This window comes from Streptomyces incarnatus (assembly GCF_001027185.1).
GTDB lineage: Bacteria > Actinomycetota > Actinomycetes > Streptomycetales > Streptomycetaceae > Streptomyces > Streptomyces puniciscabiei.
Genome location: NZ_CP011497.1, coordinates 8,313,651 through 8,329,860 on the forward strand (window position 1 = coordinate 8,313,651; position 16,210 = coordinate 8,329,860).

General features: G+C 71.0%; 12 protein-coding genes and 1 pseudogene. 8 read left to right on the forward strand and 5 right to left on the reverse strand.

What is annotated here, in order from left to right; genetic code table 11:
- The first annotated feature begins 174 nt into the window (after nucleotides 1-174).
- The 6 genes and pseudogenes from ABB07_RS37950 to ABB07_RS37975 form a co-directional block, all read left to right on the forward strand.
- A complete protein-coding gene (locus tag ABB07_RS37950) occupies nucleotides 175-1,347 on the forward strand; it encodes an acyl-CoA dehydrogenase family protein (RefSeq protein WP_208902970.1) in 1,173 nt (390 codons plus the stop codon).
- Between the two features lie 35 nt (nucleotides 1,348-1,382).
- Nucleotides 1,383-2,285 (forward strand): 3-hydroxybutyryl-CoA dehydrogenase, encoded by a 903-nt coding sequence (locus tag ABB07_RS37955; RefSeq protein ID WP_208902971.1) that lies wholly within the window; start codon nucleotides 1,383-1,385, stop codon nucleotides 2,283-2,285.
- 47 nt (nucleotides 2,286-2,332) lie between these two features.
- The gene (locus tag ABB07_RS37960) at nucleotides 2,333-2,944 is read left to right on the forward strand and encodes a TetR/AcrR family transcriptional regulator (protein ID WP_208902972.1); all 612 of its coding nucleotides are present in this window, start codon (nucleotides 2,333-2,335) and stop codon (nucleotides 2,942-2,944) included.
- 112 nt (nucleotides 2,945-3,056) lie between these two features.
- Nucleotides 3,057-4,163 (forward strand): hypothetical protein, encoded by a 1,107-nt coding sequence (locus ABB07_RS37965; RefSeq protein ID WP_208902973.1) that lies wholly within the window; start codon nucleotides 3,057-3,059, stop codon nucleotides 4,161-4,163.
- Between the two features lie 50 nt (nucleotides 4,164-4,213).
- A complete protein-coding gene (locus tag ABB07_RS37970; RefSeq protein ID WP_208902974.1) occupies nucleotides 4,214-4,498 on the forward strand; it encodes a hypothetical protein in 285 nt (94 codons plus the stop codon).
- Nucleotides 4,499-4,585: 87 nt separating this feature from the next.
- Nucleotides 4,586-5,104: pseudogene (locus tag ABB07_RS37975) on the forward strand (nitroreductase); the annotation flags it as partial.
- A gap of 95 nt (nucleotides 5,105-5,199) precedes the next feature.
- Here the strand turns inward: ABB07_RS37975 and ABB07_RS37980 are convergent.
- From ABB07_RS37980 to ABB07_RS37995, 4 genes are all read right to left on the reverse strand, one after another.
- Nucleotides 5,200-6,786, reverse strand: a complete 1,587-nt coding sequence (locus ABB07_RS37980) for a S8 family serine peptidase (RefSeq protein WP_244189667.1) — start codon at nucleotides 6,784-6,786, stop codon at nucleotides 5,200-5,202.
- A 289-nt stretch (nucleotides 6,787-7,075) separates the two neighbouring features.
- Nucleotides 7,076-7,561 carry a hypothetical protein gene (locus ABB07_RS37985; protein ID WP_208902976.1) on the reverse strand — a complete coding sequence of 162 codons (486 nt, stop codon included), beginning with the start codon at nucleotides 7,559-7,561 and terminating at the stop codon, nucleotides 7,076-7,078.
- Nucleotides 7,562-7,807: 246 nt separating this feature from the next.
- Entirely contained in the window at nucleotides 7,808-10,315 is a 2,508-nt protein-coding gene (locus ABB07_RS37990) for a SpoIIE family protein phosphatase (RefSeq protein WP_244189668.1), read from the reverse strand.
- Nucleotides 10,316-10,605: 290 nt separating this feature from the next.
- Complete coding sequence (locus tag ABB07_RS37995) at nucleotides 10,606-10,803, reverse strand: hypothetical protein (protein ID WP_208902977.1); 198 nt, start codon at nucleotides 10,801-10,803, stop codon at nucleotides 10,606-10,608.
- Nucleotides 10,804-11,126: 323 nt separating this feature from the next.
- Between ABB07_RS37995 and ABB07_RS38000 the strand changes: the two genes are divergently transcribed.
- Together ABB07_RS38000 and manD are read left to right on the forward strand one after the other, a co-directional pair.
- The gene (locus ABB07_RS38000; protein WP_208902978.1) at nucleotides 11,127-12,563 is read left to right on the forward strand and encodes a gluconokinase, GntK/IdnK-type; all 1,437 of its coding nucleotides are present in this window, start codon (nucleotides 11,127-11,129) and stop codon (nucleotides 12,561-12,563) included.
- Nucleotides 12,564-12,682: 119 nt separating this feature from the next.
- Complete coding sequence (gene manD, locus ABB07_RS38005) at nucleotides 12,683-13,924, forward strand: D-mannonate dehydratase ManD (RefSeq protein ID WP_208902979.1); 1,242 nt, start codon at nucleotides 12,683-12,685, stop codon at nucleotides 13,922-13,924.
- 182 nt (nucleotides 13,925-14,106) lie between these two features.
- Here the strand turns inward: manD and ABB07_RS38010 are convergent, their stop codons facing one another.
- On the reverse strand, nucleotides 14,107-15,852 hold the full coding sequence (locus tag ABB07_RS38010; protein WP_208902980.1) for a TIGR03767 family metallophosphoesterase: 1,746 nt from the start codon (nucleotides 15,850-15,852) through the stop codon (nucleotides 14,107-14,109).
- Nucleotides 15,853-16,210 lie beyond the last annotated feature (358 nt).

The following is a 16,210-nucleotide window of genomic DNA, read 5'->3' on the forward strand; positions in this document are numbered from 1 at the left end:
ACGCACCGACCCGCCACGTACCGACCCCGGCACGCACGGACACCGGCCACCCGCCGAAACCCGGCACGCACCGACCCGCCACGTACCGACCCCGCCACGCCCCGACCCCGGCACGCACTGAAATCCGCCACGCACTGAAACCCGCCCCTTCACCACCGCACAGCGAGGACCTCCATGGACTTCCGTCTCACCCCGCGCCAGGCACAGCTCAAGGCCGCGGCCCGCGCCCTCACCGACGTCATCGCCGCCTACGAGATCCCGTGCGAGGAGAACAACGGCCTGCCCGCCGACGCCCACGCCAAGATCCGCGACGCGGTCCTCGACGCCGGGCTCCAGGCCGTCAACATGCCGGCCGAGTGGGGCGGCGCCGGACTCACCATCGCCGAGCAGGTCACCGTCCAGGAGGAGCTGGGACGGCTCACCGGCGCCCTGTGGGACATGGTGTGGCGGCCCGCGAACGCCCTGCGCTTCTGCACTCCGGAGCAGCGCGAACGCTTCCTCGTCCCGGTGATCAGGGGTGAGCGGCGCGACTGCTACGCCGTCACCGAACCGGGCGCCGGCTCCGACCCGCAGAACCTCGCCACCACGGCGACGAGGAACGACCAGGGCTGGGTGCTCAACGGCGAGAAGTGGTTCGTGACGGTCGGCGACCACGCCGACTTCATGATCGTGCTCGCCGCGGCGGGTCCGGAGCGCGCGCCGACACTGTTCCTCGTCGACAAGGACACCCCCGGCATCGAGATGACCCGCGTGCCCCGTTTCATGCACACCTTCGTCTACGAGCACCCCGAGTTCACCTTCACCGACGTCCAGGTCGGCGAGGACGCCGTGCTCGGCGGTGTCGGCGAGGGATACGACATCACGCGCTCGTGGTTCACCGAGGAACGCCTGATGATCGCCGCACGCACCACCGGCGCGGCCGAGCGCGCCCTGGAACTGGCCCGTGACTGGGCGGTGGAGCGGGAGCAGTTCGGGGCGCCGATCGGCTCGTACCAGCTGATCCAGGGCATGCTCGCGGACTGCGCCGTGGACATCGCCGTCAACCGCGCCTACACCCACCAGGTCGCCTGGGAGGTCGACCAGGCCCCGGTCGAGGCCCGCAAGACGCTGCACGCCAAGGCGGCCATCGCCAAGCTGGCGGCGAGCGAGGCCTCAGGACGGGTGATCGACCGGTGCCTGCAGATCCACGGCGGCCGGGGCTACGACCGTACGTACGCCGTCGAACGGCTCTACCGGGAACTGCGCGTCGACCGGATCTGGGAGGGCACCTCGGAGATCCAGCGGCTGATCATCGCAGGCGAGCTGATCAAGCGGGGCCCGGGGGTCCTGGACCTGCCCACCGCCTGACCACAACGGCCGACACGGACCGAAGGGAACTTTGGATGACCGGCATCGAACGCGTCGGAGTCGTCGGCTGCGGACTGATGGGCGCGGGTATCGCCGAGGTCTGTGCGCGGGCCGGCCTGCCGGTCACCGTGGTGGAACGCGACGCAAAGGCGGCCCGCGCGGGCCGCCTGCGCGTCACCCGCTCGCTCGACCGGGCCACCGCGCACGGCAGGCTCACCACCGAACGGCGGGAGGCCGCCGCCGACTTGATCACCGTGGTCGACCAGATCGAGGCGCTGCACGACCGTGACCTGGTGATCGAGGCCGTGGCCGAGGACGAACGCCTCAAAGCCGATGTCTTCACCCGCCTCGACACCGTGGTCACCGGCGACCACACCATCCTCGCCACGAACACCTCCGCCATCCCGGTCATCCGTCTCGCCGCCGCGACCGGCCGCCCGGAACACGTCGTCGGCGTGCACTTCTTCAACCCCGTACCGGTCCTGCGACTGGTGGAACTCGTACCGTCCCTGCTCACCTCGGCCGACACGGTGACCCGCGCCGAGACCTTCGTGACGGGCACGCTCGGCAAGGAGGCCGTACGCACCCGGGACCGGGCCGGCTTCGTCGTCAACGCGCTGCTCGTCCCCTACCTGCTGACCGCCATCCGCATGGTGGAGTCGGGCAGCGCGAGCGTCGAGGACATCGACCGCGGCATGGTCCTCGGCTGCGCGCACCCCCTGGGTCCACTGGCCCTGACGGACCTCATCGGCCTGGACACCACGCGGGCCATCGCCGAGTCGCTGTACGCCGAGTTCCGCGAGCCGCAGTACGCACCGCCCCCGCTGCTGTCCCGGATGGTGGAGGCCGGACTGCTGGGCCGGAAGGCCGGACGCGGCTTCCACACGTACGACGAACAGCCGGGTCGCGAGGCGGTGGCACCGGAGGGACCGCGGTGAGGGAAAATGGCCACGGCCTACGACCACCGGACGAGGGGAGCGGCAGGGTGTCCACCAAGGTGCGCACGGCAGACACGCGCGAGCGCATCCTGACCGCGGCGTGCGAGGTCATCGCCGAGATCGGCTTCGAGAAGATCCGCATGCGCATGGTCGCGGAGCGCGCCGGCGTGTCGACCGCGCTGCTGCACTACCACTTCGACACGCGCGAGAAGCTGTTCACCGAGGCGATGACCCACTCCTTCGCCCACACCGCCGTCGACGTCGAACGCGACGCGGAAACGGCGCCGGCCGCGGTCGTCCTGGCCCGGATCCTGCGCAGCCTGCTGCCGACCGACCCCGAACTGCGGCAGGACTGGCGGCTGTGGCAGGAACTGTGGGCCCGGGCCCTGCGCGACGAGACCACCCGTGCCTTCGCCGTGGACCTGTACGCGCAGCTGCACGCCTGGGTGGCCGGAGCGGTACGGCGCGGCATCGCCTCCGGTGAGTTCACGCCGACCGACGTGGACGAACTGAGCACGCTGGTGCTGTCGCTCAGCGACGGCTACGGCATCCGGCTGATGCTGAGCGACCCCACGGTCACCCTGGACACGGCCCTCACCGCCATCTGGCGCCAGGTGTCCACCGCGCTGGGCCTGCCGGCCTCGCTGCCGACGGAATGACTCCCGTCCGGGCCCGACCGCATGCGGCGCGCTGCAGCCCGGCGGACGGAAATCCCGTTGGCCGACGGCCGCGGAACTGCGACGATGTCCCTGTTTCCCAGGCGGAGGACGTTTGTTCGTTTTCGTGTGCGCGGGGTGCGGCGCCAGGCTGACCACCCCGCTGTCCCAGGTCGCGCTGCCGGCCCACGCCCATCAGAAGTACGGCAACGGTATTCAGCTCCCGGTGCTCATGGAGTCGGGCACGTTCGCCGTGGACCCGGAGCCCTGGGGACCGCCGTGGCGCAGGTGGGAGGAGATCGACCCGGAGGAGGCGACGGCCCGCGGCGTCCACGCGCCGGTCCACGCCCTGTCCTACGGCCCGCCCGGCGCGATCGTCATCGCCCCCGGGGACACCCGCGGCACCCTGCTGATCCCGGAGAAACGCGGCAGTGCCTGCTGCGGCCTCGACGGCGCCGACGGACCCAACATGGTCTGCGAGACCTGCGGCCTGCCCGTGGCGAGCCGGATCGACGACTGCTCGCTCTGGCAGGCGGTGTGGCTCGCCCCGGACGCCGTACACCGTCTGCCCGTCGGCGGTGCCGACACCGCACCGCTGTCCTGGGAGGAGCTGATGGCGCAGCGGAAGAGCACGCCTCCGGTCGAGCCGATCGCCACCTGGGGGTCGCGGTTCGGAACGAGCTACTGGTGGTCCTGGAGTCCGCAGTGGGAGGCGGCAGCCGGCCGGGCGCTCGCGCACCTGCTGGCGGCCTCGGAGGGCCGGCCCGTGACCGTCCCGGACGGTCTGGCCGAGGACGTGTTCCAACGCGCCCTCGACGCCGTGCTGCCCGCCGGTCCACCGGCACGGCGCGCCGTCCTGGCCGGACCGGCGCTGCCCGCTCCCGACGCGGACGCCGGCATACTCCTCGTACCGACCCACCCGCAGACCGGGGAGACCTGGACTCCGGCCGGCCCGGCCGCCTCGGCGTACCCGGTACCGCTGCCGTTCGGAGTGTGGCTGTGGCTGGCCTCCCCCGAGCCGCACCCGTCCGTCCCGGCGTCGGGCACCATGCCCGCCGGTGTCCTCCGCGACGACCCGCCCGCGCCGCGCCCTAATCGCCTGTTCCGGGCCGATGCGGCAACGTTCCACCACACCCTGGTCCGGCTGCCGGCCGTCCGCAGCCCATGGCTGGGCGAGATCCTCGGAAAGCTCTCGCGGCACATGCTGACCTGCCTCTTCTGAACAGCTGAAGCGGATCTGCCGCAGCAGGAAGGAGAGTTGGGCTTATGCGTGTGGGCTCTGTCCGGCCGTCTGCCGGCAGCACCGAGAGCGTCATCCGGGCGAATCAGGACGAACGGCTGCTTCCTGCCTCGCCGTTCGGCGCGCCAGCGGTCACCTACGCCGAACACCGCCCGGACCACGCGGCCGATGCCGTGCTGGCCGATCAGGTCCGCCGCAGCCAGATCGACCCCGGCTTCGCGCAGACAACTGGCGAGGCCGGCCATCCACGCGGTGCCGACGGCGCCTCCCGCACCCCCGCGGCATCGAAGCCCGTGGCGCCGGCGTCGCGTTCGTGATCGCGGGCAGCCTCCTCAACGGCGGGCATGCCGCCCCCGGCGCTGCGGAGATGGTTGTACTGAGGGAGAGCGAGAGGACGACAAGACGTGGATGTGTACGAAGCCGTGGAGAGTCGCCGGGCCGTGCGGGCGTTCAGCGACGAGCCGGTGTCCAAAGAGATGCTCGAACGAGTGCTGACGGCGGCGACGCGGGCGCCGTCGAGCGGGAACCTCCAGCCGTGGCATGTGTACGTCGTGACAGGCGAGCCCCTGGCCGAACTGAAGAGGCGCGCGAGGGCAAGGGCATGGGCAGGAGACCCGGGTGACGAGCGGGAGTATCCGATGTACCCGTCCGGACTCGCCTCGCCGTATCTGGACCGCTTCTCCGCCGCGGCGGCCCAGCGGTACGAAGCGCTGGGAATCGAGCGTGACGACCCGGACCGGCCCAGGAAGATCGCCGTCTTGAATGCGGAGGCGTTCGGAGCGCCGGTCGTACTGTTCTGCTACCTCGACCGGGCGATGGGGCCCGGACAGTGGGGGGACGCGGGGATGTACCTGCAGACGGTCATGCTGTTGCTGCGCGCGGAAGGGCTGCACAGCCGTGGATGCCGGCGCTCTCGGTGGTCACCGCGGAGTACAACTCGCCCGCCGGCCCGGGGAAAGCCGATCGGCACCCGCTCTCGAAGGCGGGTGCCGGTACGGGGGCTTGTCGCGGTAGAGACCTACCGGGCCATGGCGGCGGCGTACGGTGGCAGGGCAGGGGCGAGCTGTGTTCCGGGGGCGAGTCCGAGGGCGACGAGGGCATCGGGCAGGCCGCGGCCGACGCGGGCCGCCTCCAGTGTGCCGGGGGCGGCCAGTTGGCGACAGCTGGCCGCGATGATCTCGAAGAGGTGCTGCACCCTGCCCGCTCCGCGCGGCAGCAACTGGCCATGGAAGTCCTCGTGGTGAGCGAGGACGAGCGCGGCCAGGCCGGCGACGTGGGCAGAGGCCGTGCCGGTGCCGTCGAGGACCGTGTACCCGCCCTGCGGGGCGCAGGACAGGACCGCCACTCCGGGGGCGGCCGCGTCGACTCCTGGGCCGTGGCAGCTGAACGGTGCGGCGAAGAGCCCTTCCGGTGTCAACTGCGTTCCGCAGTGGGTGGCTTGGGACGTGTCCGGCGGGTACGAGCCGAAGACGCCGAGGGCGCCCACGGCGAACACGGTGGGCAGCGAGGCAGGGAACGAGACCGGCCCGCCGGTGTCCCCGGCCGGGGCCACGCAGGCGATGCCCGCCGCGGCCGCGTCGACGAGTTTGCGGGAGACCAGTGCCGAGGGGTAGGGGGTCGCCACGGCGATGTGGGCGATGTCGGCCTCGGTCTCGATGCAGTGGTCCAGGGCGGCGATCAGGTCACTGAAGTGCCCGTCGGGCAGCACCTGGCAGACCTCGATCTCGGCGTCGACGGCGATGCCGATGACGCCCTTGCCGGTGTCCGCTCCGGCGATGATGCCGGCGGCGTGGGTGCCGCTGCCCAGCGTGTCGTGGGCCCAGCCCTCGTCCGTGCCGCGGACGATGTCGACCCCGGAGCGCACCCGTTGCCGCAGATCGGGGTGTCCGGCGCTGACACCCGATCCGATGGCCGCGATCCTGATGCCGAACGCGCGGAAGGTGGGGGGCAGCCGGTCCACGCGCATGGCCTGCTGGCCCCAGCCGTAGTGCTGCCGCTGCTCCAGTTCCGGGTACACCTTGGCGAGCGGGGTGAGGGTGACGAGGTTCTCCTGGGTCGCCGACAGGTCGGGTCGATGGATCCAGCGGTCCGTGTAGCCGCCCGTGGGCCGCACGTACAGGGACTGGACGGACTCCGCCGTGTCCGTCGTGAGCGTGAGGGTGACTGTTCCATCGGCACCGGTGACGCCCTGCGCCGGCCAGGTCGCACCGATCAGGAACACTCCCGCGCCGGCCAGCGGTTCGCCGTCCGGGCCGCAGACGCGCAGCGCGATGTCGGTGGATCGCTCCAGGGAGGTCACCAGCCCCGGGTCGCGCAGCGGAAGCGCCGCCGTGCCCACGGACGCGGGTCCGGTCCCGGTCAGCGGAAGATCCGGTTCGATGTGCACGTGCAGCGACCGCATGGCCGGCACCTGTTCCTCGGCTGCCTCGACGACGGCCAGTTCCGGGCACGACGGGTACAGCCCGGCAGACCGCAGCTTCTCCGACGGCCGCAGCCTGCGGACGACCGTGACCTCGGGCATGCGCTCCAGCTGCTCGCACACCGCGTCCATGCCCAGCGCGGCGACTCCCGAGGGGAGAAGGTGCTGCGGCAGCGGCGTGACCAAGTACCGGGCCCGGCGCGGTTGCACCGTGATCGGTGACGGCGCGCCCGTCCCGCGTGGTTCCGCTTCCCTGCCCTCGGGGCCCGGCCCACCGGCCCCCGAGCCCTCTGATGCGCTCTCGCGGTTGTTTCGGGGCTTGTTCCCGGGCCTTTCCTTGACCATCACGTCCACCTTCACAACGGCTGTGTCGTCCTCTTGCTCCTGATCCGGTGCCGGGCGGCGCGCGCTTCCACAGGGGTGCGGTGTGCCCGGGGACCAGTTCCGGGCACACCGCACCGCGCGCCGCCGCGTGTCAGCCGATGCCGAAGGGCTGACCCATCTGGCCGAAGCCGAAGCCGGGCTGCTGGTACTGCGGGAGCTGCTGCCCGAACGACTGCGGGCCGTACCCGCCGCCCCACTGCTGCATGCCCTGCATGCCCTGCATGCCCTGGGCCCCCTGCTGGCTCTGCTGGCTCTGCTGGAGGAGCGTCACGATCGCCGTCGGCAGCGCCTGCTGCACGGACTGCTCGACTGCGCTGCGGACGCCCTGCTGCAGCGTGTGGTGCAGCGCGAGCGCGAGGTAGGGGTGCGCCTGGTGGGCCATGCCCTGCTGCTGCAGCTGCTGCTGGACCTGCTGGATCTGCTGCAGCGTCTGCTGCATGCGCTGCGCGATCTGCTGGCTCGCCTGCTGGCAGGCCTGCTGGATCGCCTGCTGGACCACCTGTGCGAGCTGGCCCTGCGGGGCGCCGATCTGCTGGCCGAACTGCTGCTGGGGCTGGGTACCGGTCATCACCGACATGAATGCTCCGTTCGATGCCGTGGAAAGGTCAACATAAGGAATGATGTTGGCCTTATCGGAATAAAACCGACGTGTTGAAGCTAAGTTGACGAGGTCACGACCGCAATCGGTAGAGCCGCCTCCGGAGTGGAACCCCCCGATTGGATCCGGGGAGTGGTGAGTCGTCGGTGGCGCGGCAGAATGGCATGGCTCGGACGCCGGCAACCGGACAGCGGTTCTCGGACGAGGCTCGTGCGACCGGTCGGCTCACACCCCGCCGATCGACTGTTCGGCCCAGATGGTCTTGCCCGTGCGGGTGTAGCGGGTGCCCCAGCGCCGGGTGAGTTCGGCGACCATGAACAGTCCGCGGCCGCCCTCGTCGCTCAGCCGGGCCCGGCGCAGATGAGGGGCGGTGCTGCTGGCGTCGGACACCTCGCAGATCAGGGAACGCTCCTTGACCAGCTGGAGGTGGATCGGGCCGGTGGCGTACCGGATGGCGTTGGTGACGAGTTCGCTGACCACCAGTTCCGTGACGAAGGTTTCCGCCTCCAGCTCCCAGGTGGGCAGCAGGTCCCGGACCCGTTTGCGTGCCTCGGACACGACGGCGGGGTCGGCGGGCAGGTCCCAGCCGGCGACATGGTCTCGGTCGAGGACCCGCGTGCGGGCGAGGAGCAGGGCGATGTCGTCGTCGCGTGGACCGGGGCACAGGGTCTCCAGGACGGAGTCGGCCAGCGCCTCGAGCGAGGAGGCGGGCTCGGCGAGAGCGCGGCGCAGCGCGGTGACGCCGTCGTCGATGTCGCGGCCGCCGCCCGTGACGAGACCGTCGGTGAACAGGGCGAGCAGGCTTCCTTCGGGCAGGGTGAGCTCCGTCGCCTCGAAGGGCAGACTGCCCAGGCCGAGCGGAGGGCCGGCGGGCAGGTCGACGACACCCGCGGAACCGTCCGGGCGGACGAGCAGGGGGGCCGGGTGGCCGGCCCGGGCCAGGGAGCAGGTGCCGGACACCGGGTCGTAGACGGCGTACACGCACGTGGCGCCGATGTCGCCGGGGATGTCACCGAGGGTGTCGTCCGCGCCCTGCTCGCCCTCCGCGTGGGTCACGATGTCGTCGAGATGGGTCAGGAGCTCGTCGGGCGGCATGTCGATGTCGGCGAGGGTGCGCACCGCCGTACGAAGGCGGCCCATGGTGGCGGAGGCGTGCACGCCGTGGCCGACGACGTCACCGATGGCCAGGCCGACCCGCGCCCCGGGCAGCGGGATCACGTCGAACCAGTCGCCGCCCGCCTGGACCTCGCCGCCCGCGGGAAGGTAGCGCACCGCCGTCTCCACGGCCGGGTGCACGGTCGGTCCCCGCGGCAGCAGGCTCCGCTGCAGGGCCAGCGCGATGCCACGGTCCCGGGTGAACCGGCGGGCGTTGTCCAGGCAGACGGCCGCCCGGGCGACCAGGTCCTCTGTGATGGCCAGACATTCGGGGCCGAAGGGTTCCAGGGAGGTCGCGCGTCTCCCGAACAGAACCGCTCCGAGGGTGTAGCCGTGGGCGTGGATCGGCACGGCGATCAGTGAGCGTATGCCGCACGCGCGGATCTGCTCCGCCTGTGCGGGATCGTCGCCGAGCCAGCGGACGATCTCGTCGTCGGTGACGGCCTGCCGCACCGCCCGGCCTTCGACCAGGCACCGCACGAGGGGCGAAGAGCGCGGATGGCGCTGGACCGCCCCCGGGGCGGGAGCGTCCCGGGCTGGAGCATGCCGGGCGGGGGTGTTCCGGGCGTGGGTGTCCTGGGCGGGATCGTCCCGGGCCGGGGTGTTCCGGCCGGGTTGGAATGCCGTTCGATATGCCGCCCGGCGCAGTGGGACAGGGCCGGACGGGAGTGGTCCGGGCAGGCCGCCCAGGAAGACCGGTTCCAGCAGGTCGACGCTGACGACGTCGGCGAAGCGCGGCACGACGACCTCGGCCAGTTCCTGAGCGGTGCCCGCCACGTCCAGGCTCGTACCGATACGGGTCCGGGCCTCGCTCAGCAGCGCCAGCCGCTCCCGGGAGTCGTACTGCTGCGAGAAGTCGGATGCCGACACGGCCACCCCGCACACCCGGCCGGCCGCGTTCTTGAGCGGGAAGATGTCCATGAACCAGGCGTGCGCCTTCGCCTCGCCCGGGGTCCTGACGAAAGGCTCCGTGTATTCCGGCCGCCCGGTCTTCAGCACGCGGCGGATGCGCCGCTCGATCTCCTCGTACACCGATCCCGGCACGATCTCGGCGAGGAAACGCCCGCGCATCTCGTCCTCGCGGTAGCCCATGATCCGGGACATCGCGGTGTTCAGCCGCTGGATGCGGGCCTCGTGGTCGTAGATCACGAAGGCGGTGGGGTGCTGGTCGAACGCCCACTTCACCAGGGCCGCGTTCGCGTCCGTCCCGCCGCTGTCCGGCCTGCCTCCGGCCACCAGGACGAACCCGGCGGGCCGCTCGTCCGAACCCAGGGGGAACAGACGCAGCCGGGTGTCCAGAGCCCTGCCGTCGCGGTGCCTCACCGCCGTTTCGTCGGCGGTCAGCAGATCGGCCAGCGGCCTGCCGATCACCTCCTCGGGGGTGCGCCCCCACAGCGCCGACGCACCGGCGCTCAGGTGCGTCACTCGCCCGACCGAGTCCGTGACCACGATCGCTTCGGGTGTGTCGCGGTCGAGTGGGTCGAAGGGGAGGCCCGCCGGCCGCTCAGCGAGCCGGCCGGGTCGTTCGTCGGGCTTCATCGTCGTGCACGCCTGGTTCCGCTGTTCTGCGCCGATCACCGGCTACCACCACGATCCTCCGGCAGCGGGCGGAGGGCAAGGCACGCGGTCGCCGTGCCGAGCGGCAGCAGGACCCCCGCCGCGAGGGCGGCGAGGTCCTGCGGGTCCACGCCGTCCTCGGCCCGACTCGACGTCCTCGGCGCCGCAGGCACCGGGCCCGGCAGGGTCGTCGGGACGAGCCGGGCGGATGCTGAGAGGCCGGTCGCGCGGGTCGGCCCTGCGGCCCGGGACCGCCCCGGCCTCGCCGTTCGCCGGGCAGCCGTCGCCGTCGTATCAGAGCAGCAGGCGTATCAGAGCAGCAGCGGAAGACTCACGAGGGCCCCACCACTCGCTCCGAGCGCCGCCAGGAGTGAGGCCGGCCAGTTGTGGGACTGCGCGTACGTCAAGAGGCCTGCCAGCAGTCCCGCCACCACCGCGGCTAACAGGATGAGCGCCCAGCGCAGTGACAACCGGTCCGGCGGCGGCGTGGGCGAGGTCTGTTCAGGCATGCGGCTCTCCTGCGGCTGCGTCAGAACGGGACGAGGCAGCCCTGCATCAGCTGCCGTGCGCCGAAGGCGGGCCTGGTGACGGCGTATTGCTCATTCGCCTGGCCGGTCCTCGGTATCACCGGAACGCTTCGAATGAGCGACCACGCTACTCACTTGAGCTAGATCAGAAAAGGATTCTGATGTGGCATCGGTCGCCATAGGGTTCGCGCGGGGGCGGTCGTAGCGAGCAGTGTGCCCCGGCGTGCGCCCCAAGAGCCTCCGCGCTCCTTCTGCTGATGCTCTGACAGCTGACCAACCTGCCGCTGTGATTTAGCATTCCCGCCATGACTGGTCCCGAGGTCGACCTACCCGAAGGTTCCGAGGACGCGTTACGGGGATCCACCGCGAAGGTGGTGGAGCAGTTGGGCTGCCAGATCGTGGAAGGCGGCAAGCCCCGCGATCACCACCTCACCGTGGACGCCGTGGTGCAGGAGTTCGGGATCACCCGGCCCATGGCCCGAGAGGCCCTGCAGATGCTGCACCAGAAAGGCCTGGTCAATCTGCAGCCGCGGATCGGGGCCACCGTCCAGGCGCTGGAACAGTGGGACCTGCTGGACGCCGACGTGATCGCCTGGCGTCTGGAGGTGGCACCCGACAGCCAGATGCGCTCACTCACCGAGTTGCGGGAAGTGATCGAGCCCCGGGCGGCCAGGCTGGCCGCACTCAGCCGGTCCGCCGAGATCTGCCACGACCTCACCAGCCACGCCCGCACCCTGCTCACCCTGAGCGAGGATCCGGACTTCGCTCAGCCCCGGGACGGCACGGCGATCCGGCAGCGCTTCCGTGACGTGGACGCGGCCTTCCACCGAACCCTCCTCGCCGGCTCCCGCAACGAACTCTTCGTGCGGCTGTCCCACCCGGTCGTCATGGCGCTGAACCACCGCATCGACAGGGACTGGGCGGGCACGCACCAGGAAGCGGTGGTCACGCCGACGCGGGCCGTCGTCGGCACCGACACCGTCCAGCGGTATCCCACGAGGCCGGAGCCGATCGCCATGTGGCTGCACATGGGGCTGGCCTACGCCGTCGACCAGGGGCTGGCCACGGCCGCGGAGGCCTTCGCGGAGGGTCTCCTCGCCGAGATCAGGAGCGGGCGACTGCGCGACCCCGGCGTGCGCGACCGACTGCGGACGGGCCTGGACCAGTTCAACGTGAGCGGTCTGCCCTCCGCTCATCGAGCAGGCTTCCAGGACGCCATGGCCGCCCTGTTCCACGCCCGGCGCGCCCCCGTCGTCGTCATGGGGGTCGCCGGCTGCGGCAAGACCACGGTGGGCCGGTACTTGGCGGACTCGCTCCGAGTGCCGTTCGAGGAGGGGGACGACTTCCATCCCCGCCGCAATGTGGAGTCGATGGCGAACCACACCCCTCTCGACGACCGCACCCGCAGTCCGTGGCTGGCCGCCATCGCGGGCCGGATGCGAGTGGCGGGCGCGGAGGAGGGGCTGGTGATCACCTGCTCCGCCCTCAGACGCATCTACCGCGAGCTGCTCCGGGTGTCCCGGCCCGACGCCTTCTTCGTACACCTGACGCTCGACCAGGACGAAGCCAACTCCCGTGTGGCACACAGAAGATCGCACTACATGCCCGCCTCCCTGGTGGCCTCGCAGTTCGAGGACCTGGAACCACTGGAGGACGACGAGGCCGGGATGACCATCGACGCGACCCTGCCGGCCGAACGCATCGTCGCCGAGATCCAGACCGAACTGGCCCGGCGTACCTGAACGAAGAAGTACCTGAACGAAGGCGTACGCGAGCGAAGGCGTACGCGAACCAAGGCGTACCTGAACGAAGGAAACAGAACGACCGAACCGACCAAGAGACGAAAGAGGGGGGACCCACCATGAAGATCGTGTCCGCCGAGGTCATCGTCACCAGCCCGGGACGGAACTTCGTCACCCTGCGCATCACCACCGAGGACGGCGTCGTCGGTCTCGGCGACGCCACGCTCAACGGCCGCGAGCTGGCCGTCCAGTCCTACCTGGACAGTCATGTCGTGCCCTTGCTCCTCGGGAGGGACGCCTCCCGCATCGAGGACACCTGGCAGTACCTCTACCGGGGTGCGTACTGGCGGCGCGGCCCCGTGACCATGGCGGCCATCGCGGCCGTGGACACCGCGCTGTGGGACATCAAGGCCAGGTACGCCGGGATGCCCCTCTACCAGCTCCTCGGCGGCGCTTCCCGCGCCGGCGCCCTCGCCTACGGACACGCCTCCGGCCGCGACGTGCCCGAACTCCTCGACTCCATACGGGCGCACCGGGAGCTGGGCTACCGCGCCATCCGCATACAGACCGGGATACCCGGCTTCGACTCGGTGTACGGCGTGGCCGCCTCGAGCGCCGGCGGCGGAGAGCGGTACGACTACGAGCCCGCGCGCCGCACCACCGGCGACCGGCCCCGGCCCACCGTGGAGACCTGGGACACGCGCGCGTACCTACGGCACCTGCCCTCCGTCTTCGAGGCCGTACGGGCGGAGTTCGGTCCCGAGCTGCCGTTGCTGCATGACGGTCATCACCGGATGACGCCGATCGAGGCCGCCCGGCTGGGCAAGGCACTGGAGCCGTACGACCTGTTCTGGCTGGAGGACGCCACGCCCGCGGAGGACCAGGCGGCCCTGCGCTGGATCAGGCAGCACACGACGACACCGCTGGCGATCGGCGAGGTCTTCAACTCCGTGTACGACTACACCATGCTGCTGAGCGAACGGCTCATCGACTACGTGCGCTCCGCGGTGACCCACACCGGCGGCGTCACCGCGATGAAGAAGCTGCTCGACCTCGCGGCCGTCTACGGAGTCAGGTCCGGGATGCACGGCCCCACCGACATCTCCCCGGTGGGCATGGCCGCCGCCCTCCACCTGGACCTGGCCGTGCACAACTTCGGGATCCAGGAATACATGCGGCACTCCGAGCGGACCCTCGAGGTCTTCCGAACCTCCTACCGCTTCGAGCAAGGACTGCTGCATCCGTCCGACGCACCGGGCCTCGGTGTCGACCTCGACGTCGAAGCGGCGCGTCACTTCCCTTACGAGCAGGCCTACTTGCCCGTCAACACGCTCCTCGACGGGACAGTGCACGACTGGTGAAGCCCGGCGGTCCGGCTATCGGCCGCCGCCCCTGACCCAGGTGCGGCCGGCCGTGCCTATGCCGGGTACGTGACCGCGCCCGTATCGGACCTCGCGCGCAAGCCGGGCGGCGTCGATCAGGACGGGCGCCCCGATGCCGAGGCTGCCATGCGGCCCGTCGGCGTTTTCCGGTCGTACCGGGGCTACGCCGACGGTTTGGCCAGCAGGAGTTCGGTGTTGTGGTCGGCGGGCGTGCCGATGCGGGTGGCGGGGGTGGCGTAGGGGTCGTTGTAGGCGAGTTCGCGGTACAGCGCGGCCAGGCCGGGGTCGGAGGTGTCGGTGAAGTCGGTCCGGTACGGCGCGGCGGACTCGATGAGCGTGGTGAAGACGGACAGGGTGCCGTCCTGGTTGTCAGCGATCTCGATGATCCGGGCGTGGTGCGGGTAGTCCACGTGGGAGGCGGTGTTGATCTCCCAGAAGGCGCGCTCGGGCACGGCGTGGCCGTGCGCGAGGATCTGGTTGGTGTGGGTGTGTCCGTTGACCCAGGCCACGACGTTCGGGAAGCGCTGGAGCAGGGCGACGAGCTCGGCCCCGCTGTGCCGGCCCTCGAAGGGGTGGTACGGGTCGGGCAGCAGGTTGCCCATGGTGCCACTGGTGTGGTGGCTGAAGACGACGGCGAGACGGCTGTCGGAACCACCGCGCACCACGTGGCCGTCGGCGTCGTACCAGTGGCCGCTGTGCGCCTTGAGGACCGATTCCAGCCAGTTCAGCTGTGCGGTGCCGAGGGAACCGTCGGCGAAGCCGGCCCGGTTGGTGGTGTCGAGACTGATGCCGAGGACGCCGTCGGCGAGGTCGAAGGTGTAGTAGAGCCGCCCGCTGTCGGCCGAGTCGGCGCTGAAACCGTGTCCGGCGGGACCGGCGCCGGTGTACGCGGGGTTCAGGTGGGCCCGGGCGAACTCGGCCGGTGTGAACGGATGGCGCCGCTCGTCCGGCGTGACCGTACGGATGGCACCACCGTTGGCGAGCAGCTTGCTCAGCAGGAGCACGGCCTGGGCGGGGTCGTGGAGCACCGCGTCCGCCAGTTGCGCCGCAGTGGCGTCGTCGCAGCCCTCCAGCTTGCGCGAGCCGGTGTAGAGGTCGTTCAGCAGCCCCAGGTCGGGCAGGCTGCCCTCGATGCTGTCGTCGTGGTTGCCGACCGTGGTGTACCACGGGACGCTCAGGCCCGGTGCGTCGAAGGGGCGGATGGCGCCGCTCAGGAAACCGGGGATCTCGGGCAGGCCCTTGGCCTTGTAGGCGTCCTGGAGAGCGGACTCCGGGTTCCAGTACTGCGCGCTGCCGGAGTTCTGCACACCCTCGTAGCGACGGGGGTCACCGCTGTTCGGAGTGATCCGGCCGCCGCTCATGACGGTCAGATACCAGTCGAGTTCGATCCGTTCGTGATTGTCGGTGTTGTCACCGGTGGCCATGACGAAACCGAACGGCAGCCCGGTGTACGGACCCTGGCGCACCTGGTTGACCCGTTCGACCAGCGACGAGGCGCCCCGCACGGTCAGCGCCTCCTGCGGCCGGTGCGCGCTGTCGTTGAGGCGCGCCAGGTACTCGAACCGCACCGGTGACTCGGTGTCCGTCAGGTGCAGGTCCGTGAACTGCACGAAGGAGGCGAGCCCGGTGCGCCGGTCGTCCCGGCCGGCACCCGCGCCGGCCAGCTCCGCACGCACCGCCAGCGGCCAGCCCGGCCCCGCCGTGAGCCGCTTGTACGCACCTGAATCGAGCGGTGCCGCCGCCTGCTCCAAGGTGGTCCCGGCAGTACGCACCGCACGTGCCGCGGTCGCCGCGAGGGCCCGGTCCAGCGCCCTGGCGCTTCCCGGCGTCAGCACCGGCCAGAGGGCCGCTCCCGCGGCAGCGGCGGACGCTCTCGACAGGAACCGACGACGGCTCGTCCCGCTCATGAATCCCCCTTGTACGAAGGTCACTTGGCTGCGGGCCCGCCGGTCGGGCGGCCCCGCCGCGGCAACCCTACTGATGGGTACGGCCGTGTCCAGGGCGCGGCGGAAAACTTGGAGAAAACAGAGCGAACGCATGGCGCGCACGGCCCCCGGCACCGCACGGCGGTCCGGCTCGGCCCGGTCCGGCTCGGTCCGGCTCCGTTCGGCTCCGTTCGGCTCCGGAATTTGAAAGCACTACGACGACCGAAAAGTGCCCCCTGATGAACCCGCCGGATGAATTGACCTTTCTCACTGTGGAACATTCGGGCGAAGCCGACTGGCACCGGTTGAGCAACACCCTGGAACACCCTTGAAAGGGCAA

Excerpts from the sequence above, each read along its gene's own strand:
- ABB07_RS38000 (WP_208902978.1), top strand. The coding sequence starts at position 11,127 with ATGACTGGTCCCGAGGTCGACCTACCCGAAGGTTCCGAGGACGCGTTA.
- ABB07_RS37950 (WP_208902970.1), top strand. The coding sequence starts at position 175 with ATGGACTTCCGTCTCACCCCGCGCCAGGCACAGCTCAAGGCCGCGGCC.
- ABB07_RS37985 (WP_208902976.1), bottom strand. The coding sequence starts at position 7,561 with ATGTCGGTGATGACCGGTACCCAGCCCCAGCAGCAGTTCGGCCAGCAG.
- ABB07_RS37955 (WP_208902971.1), top strand. The coding sequence starts at position 1,383 with ATGACCGGCATCGAACGCGTCGGAGTCGTCGGCTGCGGACTGATGGGC.
- ABB07_RS37995 (WP_208902977.1), bottom strand. The coding sequence starts at position 10,803 with ATGCCTGAACAGACCTCGCCCACGCCGCCGCCGGACCGGTTGTCACTG.
- ABB07_RS38010 (WP_208902980.1), bottom strand. The coding sequence starts at position 15,852 with ATGAGCGGGACGAGCCGTCGTCGGTTCCTGTCGAGAGCGTCCGCCGCT.
- manD (WP_208902979.1), top strand. The coding sequence starts at position 12,683 with ATGAAGATCGTGTCCGCCGAGGTCATCGTCACCAGCCCGGGACGGAAC.